General features: G+C 44.3%; 16 protein-coding genes. 7 read left to right on the top strand and 9 right to left on the bottom strand.

Annotated features, from left to right (window positions below):
* Positions 1-172: 172 nt before the first annotated feature.
* On the top strand, positions 173-754 hold the full coding sequence (locus tag CU633_RS03665; protein ID WP_101658374.1) for a competence protein ComK: 582 nt from the start codon (positions 173-175) through the stop codon (positions 752-754).
* Position 755: 1 nt separating this feature from the next.
* On the opposite strand, the gene CU633_RS03660 is transcribed toward CU633_RS03665, so the two are convergent.
* Positions 756-1139, bottom strand: a complete 384-nt coding sequence (locus CU633_RS03660; protein WP_101658373.1) for a hypothetical protein — start codon at positions 1137-1139, stop codon at positions 756-758.
* 210 nt (positions 1140-1349) lie between these two features.
* Between CU633_RS03660 and CU633_RS03655 the strand changes: the two genes are divergently transcribed.
* The 4 genes from CU633_RS03655 to lepB all read left to right on the top strand — a co-directional run bounded on the left by CU633_RS03655 (position 1350) and on the right by lepB (position 5872).
* Positions 1350-3338, top strand: a complete 1989-nt coding sequence (locus CU633_RS03655) for a S9 family peptidase (protein WP_101658372.1) — start codon at positions 1350-1352, stop codon at positions 3336-3338.
* A 234-nt stretch (positions 3339-3572) separates the two neighbouring features.
* Positions 3573-4520, top strand: a complete 948-nt coding sequence (locus CU633_RS03650; protein WP_101658371.1) for an LCP family protein — start codon at positions 3573-3575, stop codon at positions 4518-4520.
* A gap of 107 nt (positions 4521-4627) precedes the next feature.
* Positions 4628-5233, top strand: coding sequence for a TVP38/TMEM64 family protein (locus CU633_RS03645; RefSeq protein ID WP_101658370.1), 606 nt, complete (start codon positions 4628-4630; stop codon positions 5231-5233).
* Between the two features lie 84 nt (positions 5234-5317).
* A complete protein-coding gene (gene lepB, locus CU633_RS03640) occupies positions 5318-5872 on the top strand; it encodes a signal peptidase I (RefSeq protein ID WP_101658369.1) in 555 nt (184 codons plus the stop codon).
* A 70-nt stretch (positions 5873-5942) separates the two neighbouring features.
* On the opposite strand, the gene CU633_RS03635 is transcribed toward lepB, so the two are convergent.
* Together CU633_RS03635 and CU633_RS03630 are read right to left on the bottom strand one after the other, a co-directional pair.
* On the bottom strand, positions 5943-6956 hold the full coding sequence (locus CU633_RS03635) for a DUF1646 family protein (protein WP_101658368.1): 1014 nt from the start codon (positions 6954-6956) through the stop codon (positions 5943-5945).
* A gap of 340 nt (positions 6957-7296) precedes the next feature.
* Entirely contained in the window at positions 7297-8442 is a 1146-nt protein-coding gene (locus CU633_RS03630) for an MFS transporter (RefSeq protein ID WP_374703343.1), read from the bottom strand.
* Between the two features lie 237 nt (positions 8443-8679).
* On the opposite strand from CU633_RS03630, the gene addB reads away from it, so the two are divergent.
* Together addB and addA are read left to right on the top strand one after the other, a co-directional pair.
* Positions 8680-12201 (top strand): helicase-exonuclease AddAB subunit AddB, encoded by a 3522-nt coding sequence (addB, locus tag CU633_RS03625; RefSeq protein WP_101658366.1) that lies wholly within the window; start codon positions 8680-8682, stop codon positions 12199-12201.
* Positions 12170-15940: a helicase-exonuclease AddAB subunit AddA gene (gene addA, locus CU633_RS03620; RefSeq protein WP_374703342.1), complete on the top strand. Its 3771-nt coding sequence runs from the start codon at positions 12170-12172 to the stop codon at positions 15938-15940. The genes addB and addA overlap by 32 nt, the downstream gene beginning before the upstream one ends.
* Before the next feature lie 116 nt (positions 15941-16056).
* Here addA and CU633_RS03615 read toward each other — a convergent pair whose 3' ends face one another.
* The 6 genes from CU633_RS03615 to CU633_RS03590 form a co-directional block, all read right to left on the bottom strand.
* Positions 16057-16275 carry a spore germination protein gene (locus tag CU633_RS03615; protein WP_101658364.1) on the bottom strand — a complete coding sequence of 73 codons (219 nt, stop codon included), beginning with the start codon at positions 16273-16275 and terminating at the stop codon, positions 16057-16059.
* Positions 16276-16344: 69 nt separating this feature from the next.
* The gene (locus tag CU633_RS03610) at positions 16345-16713 is read right to left on the bottom strand and encodes a spore germination protein GerPE (RefSeq protein WP_101658363.1); all 369 of its coding nucleotides are present in this window, start codon (positions 16711-16713) and stop codon (positions 16345-16347) included.
* Entirely contained in the window at positions 16714-16896 is a 183-nt protein-coding gene (locus CU633_RS03605) for a spore gernimation protein GerPD (protein WP_101658362.1), read from the bottom strand.
* Positions 16893-17510 (bottom strand): spore germination protein GerPC, encoded by a 618-nt coding sequence (gene gerPC / locus CU633_RS03600; protein ID WP_101658361.1) that lies wholly within the window; start codon positions 17508-17510, stop codon positions 16893-16895. The genes CU633_RS03605 and gerPC overlap by 4 nt, the downstream gene beginning before the upstream one ends.
* A 47-nt stretch (positions 17511-17557) precedes the next feature.
* Positions 17558-17803, bottom strand: a complete 246-nt coding sequence (locus tag CU633_RS03595) for a spore germination protein GerPB (RefSeq protein ID WP_101658360.1) — start codon at positions 17801-17803, stop codon at positions 17558-17560.
* Positions 17804-17818: 15 nt separating this feature from the next.
* Complete coding sequence (locus CU633_RS03590) at positions 17819-18040, bottom strand: spore germination protein (protein WP_101658359.1); 222 nt, start codon at positions 18038-18040, stop codon at positions 17819-17821.
* Positions 18041-18122: the final 82 nt, after the last annotated feature.

Here is an 18122-nt window from a genome sequence, read left to right as displayed (position 1 = left end):
CCTATCCCTTAATGGGGTGCGGTTTCACTAAGTGTTGCATTTAATATTGCAATTTACGAATATTTTTTGGCACTTTTAAAATGTGAATTTTTTGCGAATATTTCGTTGTTTTTGTAAAAAATCTGGAAGTTGATGGTACGATAAGATCAGTTTAACAGAAGGAGATGTTCCTATGGACAAGCAGAGGAGAACATTGATTGAAGAATATGAAGTAAATCCTTGTACATTAATGGTTAAGCCGACCCTTTATGGAAGCAAGCTGTATGCAAGGATCATTGAAATGGAGGATGAATACATTTCCCCTTTTAAGCCGCTTGATATCATTAAGAAAAGCTGTGAATATTTTGGCTCGAGCTACGAAGGCAGGAAACAAGGAACGAGAACGCTTATCGGCATTACCCATAAGGTCCCGATTACCATTGACCCTGTTCACTTTATTTATTTTTTTCCGACAACATCGCCGAACAACAATGACTGCATTTGGATTTCGCACGAGAATGTTTTATCTCATCAAAGGGTGGATTCGCAGCAGACCCTTGTTACTTTTCGCAACAAGAAGCACTACACCTTCCCAATTTCATCGGCATCTTTTGAAAATCAGCTGCTCCGGACCGCACTGCTCAGAACGAAAATCATGCAGAGATTGGAGGAGACAGAAAGAAAAGCGTATTATTTTTCCCGGACGGGCAGATATATGGAGGCCTCTGAAAGCCATCACCTCTATCAATCCGAAGGCCGCCCTTTTAAACACTAAGCTAAGCCTCTGTTTTTTTCTGCTCATAAACATGCCGTTTAAACAAATAAAATTCCATTAATTCCTGTACCTTATTGCGAATGCGTGGATTAAAATAGCTATGGTGCTCCTCATAACCTTTATATAGAAATAGATACATCGTGAAAGCATCGTCCCGGTTCACTTGCTGCACCTTTAGCTTGTTTTTATTCATGTATCGCTTTACTTCGTACAATTCCTTTTGGATATTCTTCATTGTTTCCTCAATTAAGTGTTTATAAGGATCTTTTAGTTTAAAAGGGCTTTTGCCGACCACATCAAGATCCCGGTTTAAAACGGTTAACACCATTGGTAAATAGATGGCCTGCTCCATCACATTGCGGTCTTGTTCGGGAATTCTTGTCATGTTCGCTTACTCCTTTTTATTAAAATAAGAACGTTTGTTCGATATTATATTAACCAATATGAATCCTAAATTCAAGACAGATTTATTTTTTTCAAATATTGCAAAATTCATTTAACTTTTTTAAAAGAAGCCGTATAATGATAAAGAAAATATATTTCTAGTGTCGAAATATATGGTAAGAAAGCTTTTAAATGAAAGGGTGGCTTCTTAATGACAACGAAACGAACAATTACGGCGGAGGACTTGTACAAGCTTAAATCTGCAACAGATCCGCGGCTTGCACCAAATGGGAGAGACCTGCTTTATGTAGAGACCGTTATGCTTGAGGAGAAAAATGACTATAGCGCAAATCTCTTTTACATAAACCTTGATGAGAAAGCAAAGCCTGTTCAGTGGACTTATGGTGAGCACCGCAACCATTCGCCGCGCTGGTCGCCTGACGGATCCAGGGTCGCTTTTGTCTCAAACCGTACGGGAAAAAATCAAATCTATATCTTGAATGCCGGCGGAGGAGAAGCAAAACAGGTTACTTTTTGCCGCAATGGAGCCGGAAGTCCGGTCTGGTCGCCGGACGGGACGAAAATTGCCTTTTCTATTTCATTGGGCAAGGATGACAGTGTTTCCGACCGTGAAGGAGAGCAGGAAAAGAAGCAAGAGCTTGTTCCTCTTGAAGTGGATAAAATGAAATATAAATCAGATGCCCAGGGCTTTTTGAACGGAAAATTCGCTCAAGTAGCCATCGTCGATCTTGATTCAGGCGAGATCAGCCAAATTACGGATGGCAAAACGGATTACCACCTGCAAAGCTGGTCGCCTGACGGCGGAAAAATTGCTGTAACCGCTGATTTGAGTGATGATACTGATTTGACTTTCATTAGTGATGTCTATCTGATTGATTTGAATGCGGATAACAAATTGCAAAGAATCACAGATGGGACAGGTTATTTTGGAAGTGTAACCTGGTCGCCAGACGGGAAACGTCTCGGCTTGCTTGGCCATCAACGCGAGTATGAAAATGCAACCCTTACAAAGCTATGGGTATATGAAATTGATTCTGCAACGTTAAAATGCTTAACAACTGAATGGAATGTCCAGATAGGAGATACAGTCGTTGCTGACTTCCAACAAGGAGCAGTTACACCGGGAATGCTCTGGGCCGATGATAACGAAAGCTTTTATTTTATCGCCACAGATCATGGCAATACCGTCGTTTACTACGGGAACTTAAAAGGTGAGATCTACCCGGCACTTCTTGATAACCAGCATGTTTACGGGCTGACAACTGACGGAAGAAACGAGCGGGCCGTTGTGGCGGTCAGCAAAGCTGACCAGCCTGGAGATTTGTATGCATTGAACGTATCAACCGGAGCTCTTGAACAGTTGACAAACGTCAATGCTGAATTCCTCGAAGAGGTTATTTTATCAAAGCCGGAAGCGATCAAGCTTTCCGCGGAAGACGGGACGGAGCTTCACGGCTGGATCATGAAGCCGGCAAACTGCGAAGAAGGTAAAAAGTATCCGCTTATTTTAGAAATACACGGTGGTCCGCATGCGATGTATGCGAATACCTTTTTCCATGAATTCCAATTGCTCGCCGCCGAAGGTTACGCTGTGTTGTATATTAACCCAAGGGGCAGCCTTGGTTACGGCCAGGAATTTGTCAATGCGGTAAGAGGAGATTACGGCGGGGAAGACTATAAAGATTTAATGGCAGCGGTCGATTATGCGGTTGATACGTTCCCGTTCGTTGATAAAGAAAGGCTCGGGGTTATGGGTGGAAGCTACGGCGGATTCATGACGAACTGGATTGTCGGCCAGACTGACCGCTTTAAAGCGGCGATCACCCTGCGCTCGATTTCAAACTGGGTCAGCTTTTACGGTGTCAGTGATATCGGCTATTATTTCACAGAATGGCAAATCAATGCTGATCTGAATGACATTGAAACATTGTGGAAGCATTCACCGCTCGCCTATGCCAACAATATTAAAACTCCGCTGTTGATCATGCACGGCGAAAAGGATTACCGCTGCCCGGTTGAACAGGCGGAACAGTTGTTCATTGCTTTGAAAAGGCAGGGGAAAGAAACGAAATTCATCCGTTTCCCTGAATCAAACCACGAATTATCAAGAAGCGGAAAACCGCAGCTTCGCATTAAAAGGTTAAACTATATCACCGAATGGTTTAAGGACCGTATTTAAAAGTTTCAAAAAAACTGCAATCGACGATGATTGCAGTTTTTTCTTTTCCGGGAATCATGATACATTGAAATTAAGAAACTTTGGATTAGTTCGGGTTGACTGGACGAAATAATTTTGTAGATCTGATCGGGAATCGTGAAAAAATTTCCACCGTTTTGAAGGAAACTTTTTGTCGAATAAAGAAGTCATATATGCTAAAGGGGATCATACTAAAGTAATGAAAGGAATAGCGCTATGAGATCAGATAAGCATCAGCATAAAAAACGGAAAAAGAGGAAACTGAAAGCTTTTTTATTCATTTTACTTATATTGATTGCTGGACTGGTTGCTTATATTTACTGGCAATTCCGGGCCGGCGTATCGGAATCGAAGAAGGAATCAAATGTTCAACAGGTAGAGTATAAATTTAATGGGGAAAAAGATGAGCAGGGCTGGACGAATACACTTCTGATCGGGAGCGACTCAAGAGGGGAAAAGAACGCCAGGTCCGATACGATCATGATTGCCCATTACCATAAAGACAAAGGCATTTATAAAATTACGTCGATTATGCGCGACTCATACGTTGAAATTCCCGGACACGGGAAAAACAAAATCAATGCGGCCTTCGCACTTGGCGGGCCTGAGCTGCTCAGACAAACGATTAAAGAAAATTTTGGATTGGATATTCAATATTATTCAATCGTCGATTTTGAAGGTTTTGTTCAATTGATCGATGAAGCATTTCCCGACGGAGTCGAAGTTGATGTAGAAAAGCATATGTCCGATTATATCGGAGTGACCCTTGAACCTGGTGTTCAGAGGCTCGACGGGGAGCATTTATTGGGCTATGTCCGCTTCAGGAATGATGCGATGGGCGACTTTACAAGGGTCGAAAGGCAGCAGAAGGTTGTCAAAAATGTAGCAGGACAGCTGGCGAGCCTCGAAACCGTTCCTAAACTCCCGAAATTAATTGGGGTTGTTACTCCGTTTATTAATACGAATCTTAGTACACCGACGATGCTGTTTATGGGAAAGGATTTTTTAACAGCCGGAAATAAAGATATTGAATCGTTAACCATACCGGTAGAGGGAGGTTTCAAGGAACAGAGGGTGTCAGGTGCAGGAGACATTCTCACGCCTGATCTCGAAAAGAACAGGGCGGCCCTCGAAGAATTTCTTAAAGTAGACCAGACCCAATAACGCTTCACTGGTGTAAAATGGACGTATATGAGGTAAACAATATTATATGTGCCAGCTGGAGGCGGAAAACTCTGGCACGAACAGATGCAGCTGCAAGGAGACTGTGAATGGATTTTGACATATTAAAAGAATGGTTCACCTTAGAAAATATTATGGACTTAATTGAAGAGTATCGGGCTTTAGGGCCTCTTCCCGGAATCCTGTTGCCGACGCTGGAAGCTTTCCTGCCGTTTTTACCCCTGTTCTTGTTTGTGATGGCAAATGCAAACGCCTTTGGTTTGGGATTTGGCTTTTTGTATTCATGGATCGGGGCTTCAGCAGGTGCGTTTCTCGTCTTTTTCCTGGTGAGGAAATATGGACAAAAGCGGTTGCTGCGCTTTTTGAAAAAACATCACCGGGTCCAGCGCCTGATGAATTGGCTGGAGCGCCACGGGTTTGGCCCGTTATTCCTGATGCTCTGCTTCCCGTTTACTCCATCTGCAGTTGTGAATATTGTGGCCGGGCTATCGAAAATCAGCACTGCACAGTACATGCTGGCCGTCATTACCGGTAAGGCGGTGATGATTTTTATGATCAGCTTTATTGGGTATGATATATACTCGTTATTCCATCAGCCGCTGCGGACAGCCATTGTACTGTTAGTTATTTTCATTCTTTGGTATGTTGGTAAAAGAATTGAAGTAAAAATGAATATGAGTGTAGAGAAAGAGTAACATGGGAAATAAAAAGCTCCAGCCAGGAGTTGATGCTAACGTAAAAGGACGAACAAGCTTAAGACAAAGACGGAGGAGATGGAAATGAAAGAAGAGCTGAAACGGGAAGGGCTGGAATGGATCAAAGCATTTGCAATCGGCATCGTTATATTTGCCTTCATCCGCACTTTTTTCTTTTCCAATTATATTGTGGAAGGCGAGTCGATGATGCCAACCCTTGGAGACGGAAACAAACTCGTCGTCAATAAGATCGGCTATCAGATCGGCGATTTGGAACGATTCGATGTGATCGTCTTCCATGCAAACGAACAGGAAGACTATGTCAAACGGATCATCGGCCTGCCTGGCGACGAGATCGAATACAGGGATGATCAGCTATTGATAAATGGGAAAAAAATCGAGGAGCCTTATCTGGATAGATACAGAATGGAAATTCCCGGCGAGAAGTTAACCGGCGATTTTACCTTGCGCGAAATAACCGGCGAAGAAACAGTCCCGGAAGGCAAGCTGTTTGTGCTTGGGGACAACCGGCGCGGCAGCTGGGACAGCCGCCAATTTGGCTTCATCGATGCCGATCAAGTCGTCGGAGAAGTAAATCTTCGCTACTGGCCTTTGGATGAGATGGATGTCTCGTTTTAAAATAAGCATATATACCATTCAGACTCGAATGACTTCGAGTCTTTATTGTGTTTTTAATATGAATAACAAATCACTCCCCATACAAGATAACCACAAAATAAACAACCATCGTCATCAAGCCAAACGGAACGCCGAATTTTGCCCATTCTTTGCTGGTGATGTTCAGTTTGCCGGCCGAGATGATATTGGGAATATTTCCGGGAATCAGCATGCCGCCGCTCGTAATCAGGCCAAGCAAAATCGCTTTGATGGCCATGAAGTCCATGGCCGGGCTGATTTCGGCAGCTGCCAGGGTTGCATTATCGAGAACAGCAGAAATCATATTGATCCAGTACAGCAAAAAAGGATTGAGTTCAAGCATATACATATTGATCATCGGCTCAAATCCGGCACCAAGCAGCGTCAGGCCCATGACAAACAGATAGATCTTGATAGTCCGGTTAAGAATTTCCTCATATGTTTCGGCCTTGCTGACCGCAGACAGTCCTGGTTTATGTAGCTGAGGCTGAATAAACAGGCCCGCGAAAATGCCCATCATCACTACCCCGATCATGACCTCGGGCCCTATCAGTCTGAACAGAAGCAGGAAATCCCCGTTCAGTTTGCTGGCGACAATCGTTGAAAGCGGCTCGCCAATTGGTGTTAAAGTAGCCCCCAACCCAATTGAAAAACAGGAAATGATCACAAGCCGCAATTCTGATGTTCGATCCAACCGCAGAGAAGTGACGATATTCACAAGCAGAAGCGCAGCAATAATCGCTGTGATCATGCTCGAGAGCAAGCCAAGCACAATCACAACAAGAGAGAAAAAAAATGGATACGACATCGATTTACTTGTTTTTCTCACTAATTTTTCAAAAGGTCTTAATAGCCATTTGAACAACAAGCCTGCAACAAGAACGGTTAAGGCAATTTTAATAGGATCTTCCAATGCTTTCACCATTAAAGGCCTGTCCAACTCACCGCTGATCACAACAGCAGCAACCCCCATTGAAAACAAGAAAATTTCGAGGTTATCCTCGACGCTTTTCATTGTAAATGGAAGCACCAGTACGAGTAACAGAATAATGATTAACCCAGTCATGTTTTTACCTTCTCAATTTTTAATTTACTAAAATCAGAAAACCAGGGGCGCCGAGTTTGTCTAATATGTACTATATTATCGGCCAAAAAGAAAAATAACCCTTAAAAATAATTTAGCGGCGAAACTATTTGTGCACACAATCTTCTAATTTTGTTGTATAAAAAAAGGAACTAACGTTCGCTTTTTGCGCTGTAATATGCTATCATAAGTTAAGTTAAAATCATTTTAGATGAAGAGAACTTTAGGTGGATGAATACGTGGGGATCAAACCGGAAAAAGCAAAAAAGCTGACTTAAATAGGCAGCTTTTTTCAAAAATATTATGGACAGGCGTTCGCACCTTACAGCATTTCTTTTGCAAGAGAATGCCCGAAAAAGGTATTGAAGGCGAAAAACAGCAGCACGATGAGAAGCACCATGTGAAACTCCATGAACACGGAGAGCGGCGGGGCAATTGTCGCTCCAAGCAACAGAACAAACGAGTATAACGAAAGGGCTTTGCCCCGATCCGTTCCTCCCAATTGGCCGATTACGGTAATGACTGTGGGGATAAGGAGTGAAATCGCCGAGACGAGCAGAATCGAAAAAAGCGCAATGAAGAGCGGTCCCTGATAGAACAGCATCAAAATGGCGCTGAATGCACCAGTAAGTGCACCCGCCTTCATAACAGCAGATGTACCAAATCTGCCGACAAGTTGTCCGGTAAATAATGAGAGGCATGCACCAATGAGTCCGACAGCGCGGAGAACAAGCAATTCGTGAAAAGAGCCGGCAAACGCTCTGCCGAGAGCATCGTAAAATGCGATGAACGAAAATAGCAGTGTAAAGGTGATCCCATAGCATTTTAGGAGACTTCGATTTTTTAACAGCCTCGTAAAGCTGTGCATCAATGTCCCGGAGCTTGTTTCGGGCAAACGAGATTTTGGCAATATCCATAGCGTTAGAAAGAACAGCATCAAATAGCAAATCGCAAAAAAGTAATAGACGAAGACCCAGGAGAACTGGAGTGCGATCGCCGAGCTTAATAGCTGGCCAAGTATCCCGGCAGCAAGAAAACCGGTATTGATTAGAACGATAAGCATTGTCCTTTGCTTGGCCGGAAACAGGTCAAAGCTGTATGCAAACGCCACCGGCGCAAAGCTGCCCAGCGTAAAGCCCTGCAGCGAACGGGATATATACAAGAGAGCCAGGCTTTCGGAAAAACCAACTGTAACGCTTGTAAATGCCGAGGCCAGCAATCCAAGAACAATCACTTTTTTTCTGCCAAATTTATCGGAAATTGGCCCAAAACAAAGCAATCCAAAACCATAAAAAAGCGTAAATAAACTGCCTGCAGCAACGACTTCCTTTTCACCAACCTCAAGGGAGGATGCGACAAAAGCATAAATCGGAATAAGTGTATAAATGTTGCTGGCCACAAAAATGCCGGAGATTGTCAAAATAACAGATGTCCATTTTAAGCAAGAATTTGAAACCAATAAATTCACCTTCCTGTCACTACGGTATGCACACATTGATGATCGTGAAGCTTGTATGGTAAAAATCAACAGATACTGTTTAAAGCAATGGGGCAGTCCGCAAGGTTGAAAAGAATAAATTTTAATACTCATTTTTTAGAAAGAATCATCTACTATTTGCCAAACACCAGGTGAAAACCTTTAATCTCCTGCTGTGATAAAATAATAGAAAGAGAAAGACAGCTTTTTAATTAGGAGGATGGGGAGATGTCTGTTCGACTATTAATCGGGCGTTCCGGGAGCGGTAAAACGGAGCTGTGCCTGAATGAAATTCGTGAGAGATTATTTCAGGAACCGGACGGGGATCCGATTATTTATCTTGTGCCTGAACAGATGACATTTCTCTCGGAGTACAGGCTCGTGACAACGCCTGGGCTCGGGGGAATGATCAGGGCGCAAGTGTACAGCTTTACCCGTCTTGCATGGCGGGTCCTGCAGGAAACGGGCGGCATCAGCCGTTACCATTTAAACAGCATTGGAATAAGCATGCTGATTCGAAAAATTATTGAAGAAAAAAAAGACGAGCTCACCATCTTCCAGCGTGCTGCTGATAAAAATGGTTTTATCGGGCAGATGGAACAAATGCTGACAGAGTTTAAGCGGTATTGCATAAGTCCGGACGAGCTCGCTGAAAAGCATGCAGCGTTGGCAGAAAATGAACAACAAAAACGAATCGATATTCAGGACAAGCTTCATGACCTTGAATTAATATATAAGCATTTTGATGAGGCGATGGCCGGCAAATACACCGATTCGGAGGATTACTTCAGGTTGCTCGCCGAACAAGCCGCTTCATCCGGATACTTGAAGAACGCCGAAGTATATATTGATGGGTTTTACAGCTTCACCCCCCAGGAGTACTTGGTGATTCAAGAGCTAATGAAGCATTGCAAACGGGTGACGATTACGCTGACGCTTGAACAACCATTTCAAGAAACGGCGCCGGATGAGCTGCATCTGTTTAGAATGAGCGGTGAAACTTGCCAGGCGCTTTATGAAATCATCAAGGCTGGAAAAATTGAACAGGAACCGGAATTGATTTTAAACGGGCAAAAGCGCTGGGAGCATCCGTCATTAAACCATCTAGAAACGCATTTTGATGCAAGGCCTGCCCAAGCTTTTCCGGGAGCAGCCGCTGTTACAATCGTACAGGCAGCCAACCGGAGAGCCGAACTGGAAGGCGTCGCCCGGGAGATTAAGCATTTAGTCCGCGATAAAGGCTATCGTTATAAAGACATAGCTGTTTTAACGAGAAACGGCAGTGACTATCATGAAATAATTGAAACCATTTTCCACGATCATGGCATTCCTTATTTTATCGATCAAAAAAGAACGATGCTGAATCATCCGCTGCTTGAGCTGATTCGCTCAAGCCTTGAAGTGATCGTCGGAAACTGGCGCTATGAGCCTGTATTCCGTGCCGTTAAAACGGAATTATTATATCCGCTTGCCTCCAATCCTGCACAGCTTCGTGAACAAATGGACAGGCTTGAGAACTATGTGCTGGCATATGGAATTCAAGGAGACAAGTGGACAAAGCGGGAGCGCTGGGTTTATCGGCGCATCAGGGGCCTGGAAAACGAGGGCATTGCCCAGACGGATGCTGAACAACGGGTGGAGCAGGAATTAAACGAGCTTCGCCTTTTGATTACAGCGCCCATTTTAAGAATGTCAAGGCGCTTGAAACGGGCGGAAACTGGCCGGGAGCTTGGTGAAGCGGTTTATCTGTTTATTGAGGAGCTTGATATTCCGGCAAAGCTTGAACAATGGAAGCTGGCAGCGGAAGAGCAGGGAAATCTTGTGAGAGCGCGTGAGCATGACCAGGCATGGGATGCGATTATTGACATGCTTGATCAGTTTGTTGAAATGCTCGGTGAAGAAAAAGTTCCATTAAAGCAATTTGCATCGATACTCGATGCCGGTATGGAGGCATTGAAATTCTCGCTTGTTCCGCCAGCTATCGACCAGGTGCTTGCTGCTGATTTGGAAAGGTCGCGGCTGTCCGATATAAAGGCGGCGTTTGTGATTGGCCTTAATGAAGGAGTCCTGCCTGCAAAAATCAATGAGGAAGGGATCCTTGCCGATGAAGACCGGGAAGCCTTGCTTACGGGCGGATTAAAAATCGCAGCAAGCAGCAAAACGAAATTGCTTGATGAGAACTTTCTGGCTTATAAGGCTTTTATAACCCCTTCGACGCAGCTTTATTTAAGCTATCCGCTCGCCAACGAAGAAGGAAAAGCTTTGATGCCGTCTCCGTATATTAAAAGAATCGTTGATTTGCTGCCGGAAGCGCGCCACGATTATTTTGTGATCGATCCTTCCGAGCTGCCGGAAACAGGACAATTGGAATTTGTCTCGGGGGAAACGACCGCGCTTTCCTATTTAACGGGCCAGATGCAGCTCAAGAAACAAAATTATCCGATCTACGATTTTTGGTGGGATGTATACAACTATTACATGAACAGCCCGGAACAGAAAAAAACCGCTTATAAAGTTTTGTCCAGTCTGTTTTATGAAAATAAAGCAAAACAATTGTCAAGGAACGTAAGCAGCGATCTATACGGAGATCACATTCAGGCAAGTGTGTCGCGAATGGAGCTGTTTAACAGCTGCCCATTCTCACACTTTGCGCAGCATGGACTGAAGCTCCGCGACCGAAAAATATTCAGGCTTGAAGCACCGGATATCGGGGACTTGTTTCATGCCGCATTAAAACATATTTCAGAAGCTGTCAATGCAAGGAATTTGTCATGGTCAAACATGACAAGGGCTGATTGCGAGATGCTTGCCAAAGAAGCGGTTGAGAAGCTGGCACCAAAATTGCAGAATGAGATTCTCTTAAGCTCAAACAGGCATTTTTATATTAAGAGAAAGCTTGAAAACATTATTAGCCGGGCTTCCTGCATTTTGAGCGAGCATTCGAAAGCGAGCGGGTTCACTCCGATCGGTTTGGAGCTTGGATTCGGGCCGAAGGAGCAGCTGCCGCCGTTATCGTTTAAACTTAAAAATGGGGCAAAAATGGAATTGGCCGGCCGGATTGACAGGGTCGATAAAGCAGAAAACGAAGACGGGGTTTATTTGCGGGTCGTCGATTATAAATCGAGTGAAAGAGACTTGAATTTGGGTGAGGTTTATTATGGTTTATCCTTACAGATGCTTACTTATCTCGATATCGTCATCAGCCACGCCGGAGCGCTGATCGGTACTGAAGCAAGTCCTGCCGGTGTTCTGTATTTTCATGTCCACAATCCGATCATTCAAACATCAAAAATGCTTTCCCTGGATGAGATTGAACGGGAAATCTTTAAAAGCTTTAAAATGAATGGCCTTTTGCTCGGTGATGAAAATGTACTTAACTTAATGGACCGGTCGCTTGATTCGGGGGAATCGCTGATTGTCCCGGCCGGAATCAAGAAAGACGGGACGCTTTTAAAACGTTCTAAAGTGGCAAGCAGGGCGGAGTTTGCCCGGCTGACGAACCATGTCAGAAACATATACGAAAAAACGGGTAATGACATTACGGAAGGTATTACCGATGTTTCCCCGTATAAGCTGAAGAATAAGATTCCATGCACATTCTGTTCCTTTAAATCCGTCTGCCAGTTTGACCAGTCAATTGAGGGCAATGCATACCGGATTCTCAGTCCGAAGCAAAAGGACGATGTGCTTGAGATCATTCGAGGGGAGGATGAAGGAATTGACGAATCTCCAAATTCCGGCGAAGCCTGAAAACGTTACATGGACCGATGACCAGTGGAAGGCGATTGCGGCAAAGGGACAGGATATTTTAGTAGCTGCCGCGGCAGGCTCGGGAAAGACGGCTGTTCTTGTTGAAAGAATGATCCGCAAAATCGTGGATGAGCAGGATCCAATTAATGTCGATGAGCTGTTGGTTGTGACGTTTACGAACGCATCGGCGGCTGAAATGAGGCACCGGATTGGTGAAGCGCTTGAGAAGGAGATTGATACTCAGCCGAAATCAATCCATTTAAGAAAGCAGCTAAGCCTGTTAAACCGCGCTTCAATTTCGACATTGCATTCTTTCTGCTTAAATGTAATCAGAAAATATTATTACCTGATCGATATTGATCCAGGCTTTCGCATTGCCAACGAAACAGAAGTCCAGCTTTTGCGCGATGAAGTGCTTGATGAGCTGTTTGAGGAAGAATACGGCAAAGACGGCAATGATGCATTTTTTGCCCTTGTCGATACATTCACGAATGACCGGAACGATGCTGCATTACAGGACATTGTCCGGGAGCTTTATGATTTTGCCAGGTCCAATCCTTCTCCTGAACAGTACCTTGATTCGATCATTGCGATGTACGATGTTGATGAATCGGCTTTGATTGAAGATCTGCCTTTTGTGAAGTCTCTCCTGTTTGATATTGAGCTTCAGCTTGAAGGAGCGATCCAGCTTCTTGAACAGGGGCTTGAGCTAACCAGGCTTCCGGGCGGACCAGCGCCACGTGCGGAAAATTTTATCGAAGATATAGAAATCGTCCGCACTTTAATGGCCGCAAAAAATGATTCCTGGAACACGCTTTATCAGGCAATGCAGTCATGGTCTTTCTCGCGGGCAAAAACGTGCCGCGGCGATGATTTTGATCAAGAATTGCTGGACCGCTCACAAAAGCTGCGCGATAAGGCAAAGAAAATATTGCAGGATATCCAGAATGAACTTTTTTCCAGAAAGCCTGAAAGCTTTATAAAAGATATGCGGGAAATGAAGGTTCATATTGAAACGCTCGTCTCCCTTGTCAGAACCTTTTCGGAACGATTTAAAAAGGTAAAAACAGAAAAGGGACTTGTCGATTTCTCAGACCAGGAGCATTATTGCCTCGAAATTTTAACAGGCGGGCTGAAGGAAGATGGATCAAGAATCCCGTCTGAGGCAGCCGAAAATTATCGCAATCATTTTAAAGAGGTGTTTGTGGACGAGTATCAGGACACAAATCTCGTTCAGGAAGCGATTCTTAAGCTTGTTGCGAAGGAAAACGAAGAAACCGGGAATTTGTTTATGGTTGGGGATGTGAAGCAATCCATTTACCGATTCCGGCTCGCCGAACCAAATTTATTCCTCGGAAAATACAATCGATTTTCAACTGAAGGAAAAAATTCAGGCTTGCGGATTGATCTCGCACGGAATTTTAGAAGCCGGAAGGAGGTACTGGACGGAACCAATTATTTGTTCAAGCAGTTAATGGGAATCAAGGTTGGCGAAATTGACTACGATGAAGCGGCCGAGTTAAAAAAGGGCGCAGCTTACCCGGAAGACATCGAGCATCCGGTTGAAGTTTTGCTGATTGACCAATCCGGGGAAAGCAATGACGCTGAACGGCAGGAAGACGACATGGAAGGATTTGATGCCGAAGAGTTTGAACAGGTCCAGCTTGAAGCAAGACTGATGGCAACAAGGATTAAGGAAATCATTGGGGAAAGGCAGCCTGTTTTTAATGCAAAAACAAAAATGGACAGGCCGGCAACATACCGGGACATCGTTATTTTACTGCGTTCGATGACATGGGCGCCGCAAATAATGGAAGAGTTTAAACAGCAGGGAATTCCTGCCTATGCGAATCTTTCAAAAGGATACTTCGAAGCAACAGAAGTGGCGATTATGATGTCATTGCTCAAAATCATCGATAACCCAATTCAAGATATTCCATTTGCAGCTGTCCTCCGTTCACCAATTGTTGGCTTGGATGAGAATGAGCTTTCGCAGATTCGGATCAGCGATCGAAGGGGATCGTTTTATGACGCTTTCGTGAGCTTTTGCCGGAAAAAACCGGAACACGAATGGGAAGAGCTTCATGAAAAAGCAAACCGTTTCCTTGAACAATTGACAGAATGGCGAAGCAGGGCCCGCCAAGGTTCACTTTCCGAATTGGTGTGGAGCTTGTACAGAGAAACGCATTTTTTTGATTATGTTGGTGGCCTGCCCGGCGGCAAACAGCGCCAGGCCAATTTGCGGGCGCTCTATGACCGGGCCCGCCAATACGAGTCAACATCTTTCCGGGGCTTGTTCCGCTTTTTGCGGTTTATTGAACGGATGATGGATCGCGGCGATGATCTCGGTGCAGCACGGGCGCTTGGGGAACAGGAGGATGTCGTCAGAATCATGACGATCCACAGCAGCAAAGGCCTCGAATTCCCTATCGTCTTTGTGGCCGGGCTTTCGCGGAAGTTCAACGTCATGGACATAAGAAAGCCATTCATGCTGGATAAGGATTTTGGGTTTGCGGCCAAATATGTTGATGCCAGGAAACGGATTTCCTATCCGTCGCTTCCACAGCTTGCCTTCAAACGGAAAAAGAAGATGGAAATGCTTGCCGAGGAGATGCGTGTCCTCTATGTGGCGTTAACAAGAGCAAAGGAAAAACTGTATTTGATCGGTTCTGTGAAAGATGCCGAAAAAACGATTCATAAGTGGTCGGCAGCAGCTTCAAATCAAAACTGGCTTTTATCCGAGTTTGAGCGGGCGTCCGCCGGCAGCTATATGGATTGGATCGGCCCATCCATAGTCCGCCATCGTGATTTCCACGTTTTCGGGCCGGAGACAAGCATTATCACCACGTTTTCAAATGAAGAGATCTCAGGGCATCCTTCCTGCTGGAAAGTTCAGATTGTCACGGCAGACGAAGCGGCCGGCCGGCAGGAGGAAGCTGTGGAGAAGCAAAATGATTTGCTGGCAAAGGTTGCAGCAGGGGAGACTGTCGACGTTACTTCTCCGTTTGCCGGGATCGTGAATCACCAGCTGGCATGGAAATATGGACATTCAGAAGCGGCAGTCTATCGATCCAAGCAGTCTGTTTCTGAAATAAAACGGCAGGGCGAAGTATTTGCTGAAGAGAGCAGTACGGAATGGCTGCGCAAGCTCAGAAAGCCGATTTTGACGCGGCCGAAGTTTATGCAGGAGAAGTCACTTACTCCTGCGGAAAAGGGAACAGCGATGCATATGGTCATGCAGCAGCTGAACTTTAGTCTTCCCTTGACCGAACAAAGCATAAACGAACAAATTAAGACCATGCAGGAAAAAGAACTGCTTACGGAAGAACAAGTTTCCGTTATTGAAGCAGACCTTGTCGCACAATTTTTCATGACTGATCTGGGTAAAAGGCTGATGAATGCATCAAAGATCAACCGGGAAGTTCCGTTCAATTTATCACTGTCCGCAAAAGAAATTTATCGTGATTGGAAGGGGCAGGATGAGCCGGTGTTTGTGCAGGGGATCATCGATTGTGTGTTTGAAGACGAACAAGGTACGGTGCTGATTGACTACAAAACAGATCGGATTCACGATCGATTTAAAGGGGGCTTCGAGGAAGCGCAGCCAGTGCTCGAAAAAAGGTATAAAGTGCAAATGGATCTGTATACGAGAGCACTGGAGCAAATTCTCAAAAAGACAATTGAAGAAAGATACCTGTTTTTCTTTGATGGCGGGCACATCATAAAACTTGATAAATAAGCCAGTTGCTTAAGGAGACAGGCGATAACCGTTAATGGTTATCGCCTGTTGATTTTTTCAAAAGGTAATAGTGCACAACTGGCTGCGGGATGGTTTATAGCAAGGAGCAGCCATATTTAGCCGTTGCCAACAACCGGCTGGTCCAACACGTTTGTATCAATCACATTGTTGACACTTATTCCGTTATTTGTAATGATAAAGCCCCCTGTGTTGGATGCTCCAGCACCCGTTGACGTTTTAGATGCTTGTTTCGGGGAGATATAGATGGCATCGCCAAACTGGACGATGCCGCCTCCAACATTGATAATCTGCACTGGACCAATTATGGCGGGCATATAAAACATCCTTTTCTGAATTATTACCAAGTCCGGCTCCTTTAATATGCGAACGCCAACATTGTAAAATTAACGAGGCCTCAATTGCCGGATATGTTTGATCCTCGATTCTAAGGATATATTTTGGCTGTTTCCAACATGGATAATCGATGAAGCAGAAATTCCGAGAATATCGATTTTTTGCACTTTCAGGACAGGCAGGATGTGGGATGTTTGCTTTAAAAGCTGTTCCCTGATTGGCAGGAACGTAATCGGTTTATTGAAAACAGGATAAGAAGAAAAGCTTCCTTCATCACTATAAAAAATTTCCTGTTCCCGTTGGACTGCAAAAGCCCGGGAAAATCCATTTATGATTTTTGAATCTCCCAACTGGATAACCGAGGAGAAAGAGACTGTGGTGATCTTCAAGTCTTTTACATAGGAACTCCTTTGCAGCATTTATCCCACATCCGGGGTTAATGGCACAAATGGGCCAATAATTAACGATTCAAGAGGAGTATCAAAGGCAGAGGCGAGCTGAATCGATTCTGCATCCCCGACCATTAACAGGGAAGAGCTCGACACACCAATCACCCGAATATCTCCGACGCAAATCTCCCGGTTCAGAACATGGAAATTCATTCTCTGTTCATTCCTTTCACAGTATCAGGCAGGTTGTTCAGGAAGGTGAATACACCTCTATTGATTTCCTCTTTCAACTGAATAATGATTTTTTCTTTGCATTTTTCGAATTGTTCTGGAGACCTTCCAGCAGGAAAATACTGGTTTATATAATGTTCAATCCTGGATGGAAGCTGTTTTTTTATGTCATCCCTTATAAAGGTAGTATAAGAATCATCTAAACGCAGGTTCAATTGGTGTTTCGCTTCATCGACGATGGACTTTAAGTCGGAATCCATATAGTTGGTCATGTGGTCCTCAATGTCAACGACCATTTGCATTCGCTCTTTAGGTGAAAAAGGAGCGTTGATTTCGTCATTATTAACGGAAAAATCTTCGATCCCCTGCAAATCAGTTGGATTTAAACCAATATTAAGCGTGCCCTCAAGGGTTTCCACCTTGAGCTGGTCAAACTTATATTCAAGCCTTTCAACCCGAATGGAGGGCTTTTCCTTCAAGTCCTTTATTTCATTCTCCAGAATCGCCACTGATGCTGACAAGGCGCGAATTTTTTTGTCTTGAGCCTGAACAAAGTGATGCAGATGTTGAAGGTACCGGTAAAATTGCTTATTCATGAATACCACCTCACATGTTTGTCCAGATGTGTAAATATTCTCCGCATCTATAAATCGTGGCTCGCTCTGCCTCTCGGTGTTGTCAAAGGCACCGCCGGACTTTCAAACTGTGTTCCGGCTTCGAAATCAGGCGGTTCAGCTTCCGGCGCAGGCTCCGTAAATCCTCCTGTGTTGCTCAAATAAGAAACGGGTTTGATAATCCCGGAACTTCCGATCTGCAATACGGACGAATTCGTAATCACATCAATTTTTATAAGATGAATATGAATCGACTGTTGAATATAGAAATTCATGGCTATCACCTGCTTTTATCCATTCAAATATATGCCTTGATCGGTCGCATCCCGGTCAAATGTGTTTGTCGTGCTCCGTTTGTTGTACACATTTAAACCGTCACCGGTATTGAAGGAACCAGCCCCTGAGAACGTCTTGGCATGCGAGACAGGAAATATTTTATAAACATCGCCAATGTTAAAGACAGCACTGCTCCCTATTGAAATCACTTGGACAACTCCTACAATTGCCGGCATGTTCTACACCCTTTAAAAATAAATTTCTTTAATATCGTATGCGCAAGGACCGGTAATGTGATTAAATCGCCTAAATTTATCG

The sequence above is a fragment of the Bacillus sp. V3-13 genome (assembly GCF_002860165.1).
Taxonomy (GTDB): Bacteria; Bacillota; Bacilli; order Bacillales; family Cytobacillaceae; genus Bacillus_BJ.
The sequence above is the reverse complement of the archived record's forward strand: the minus strand, read 5'-3'. Positions and strand labels throughout refer to the sequence as shown.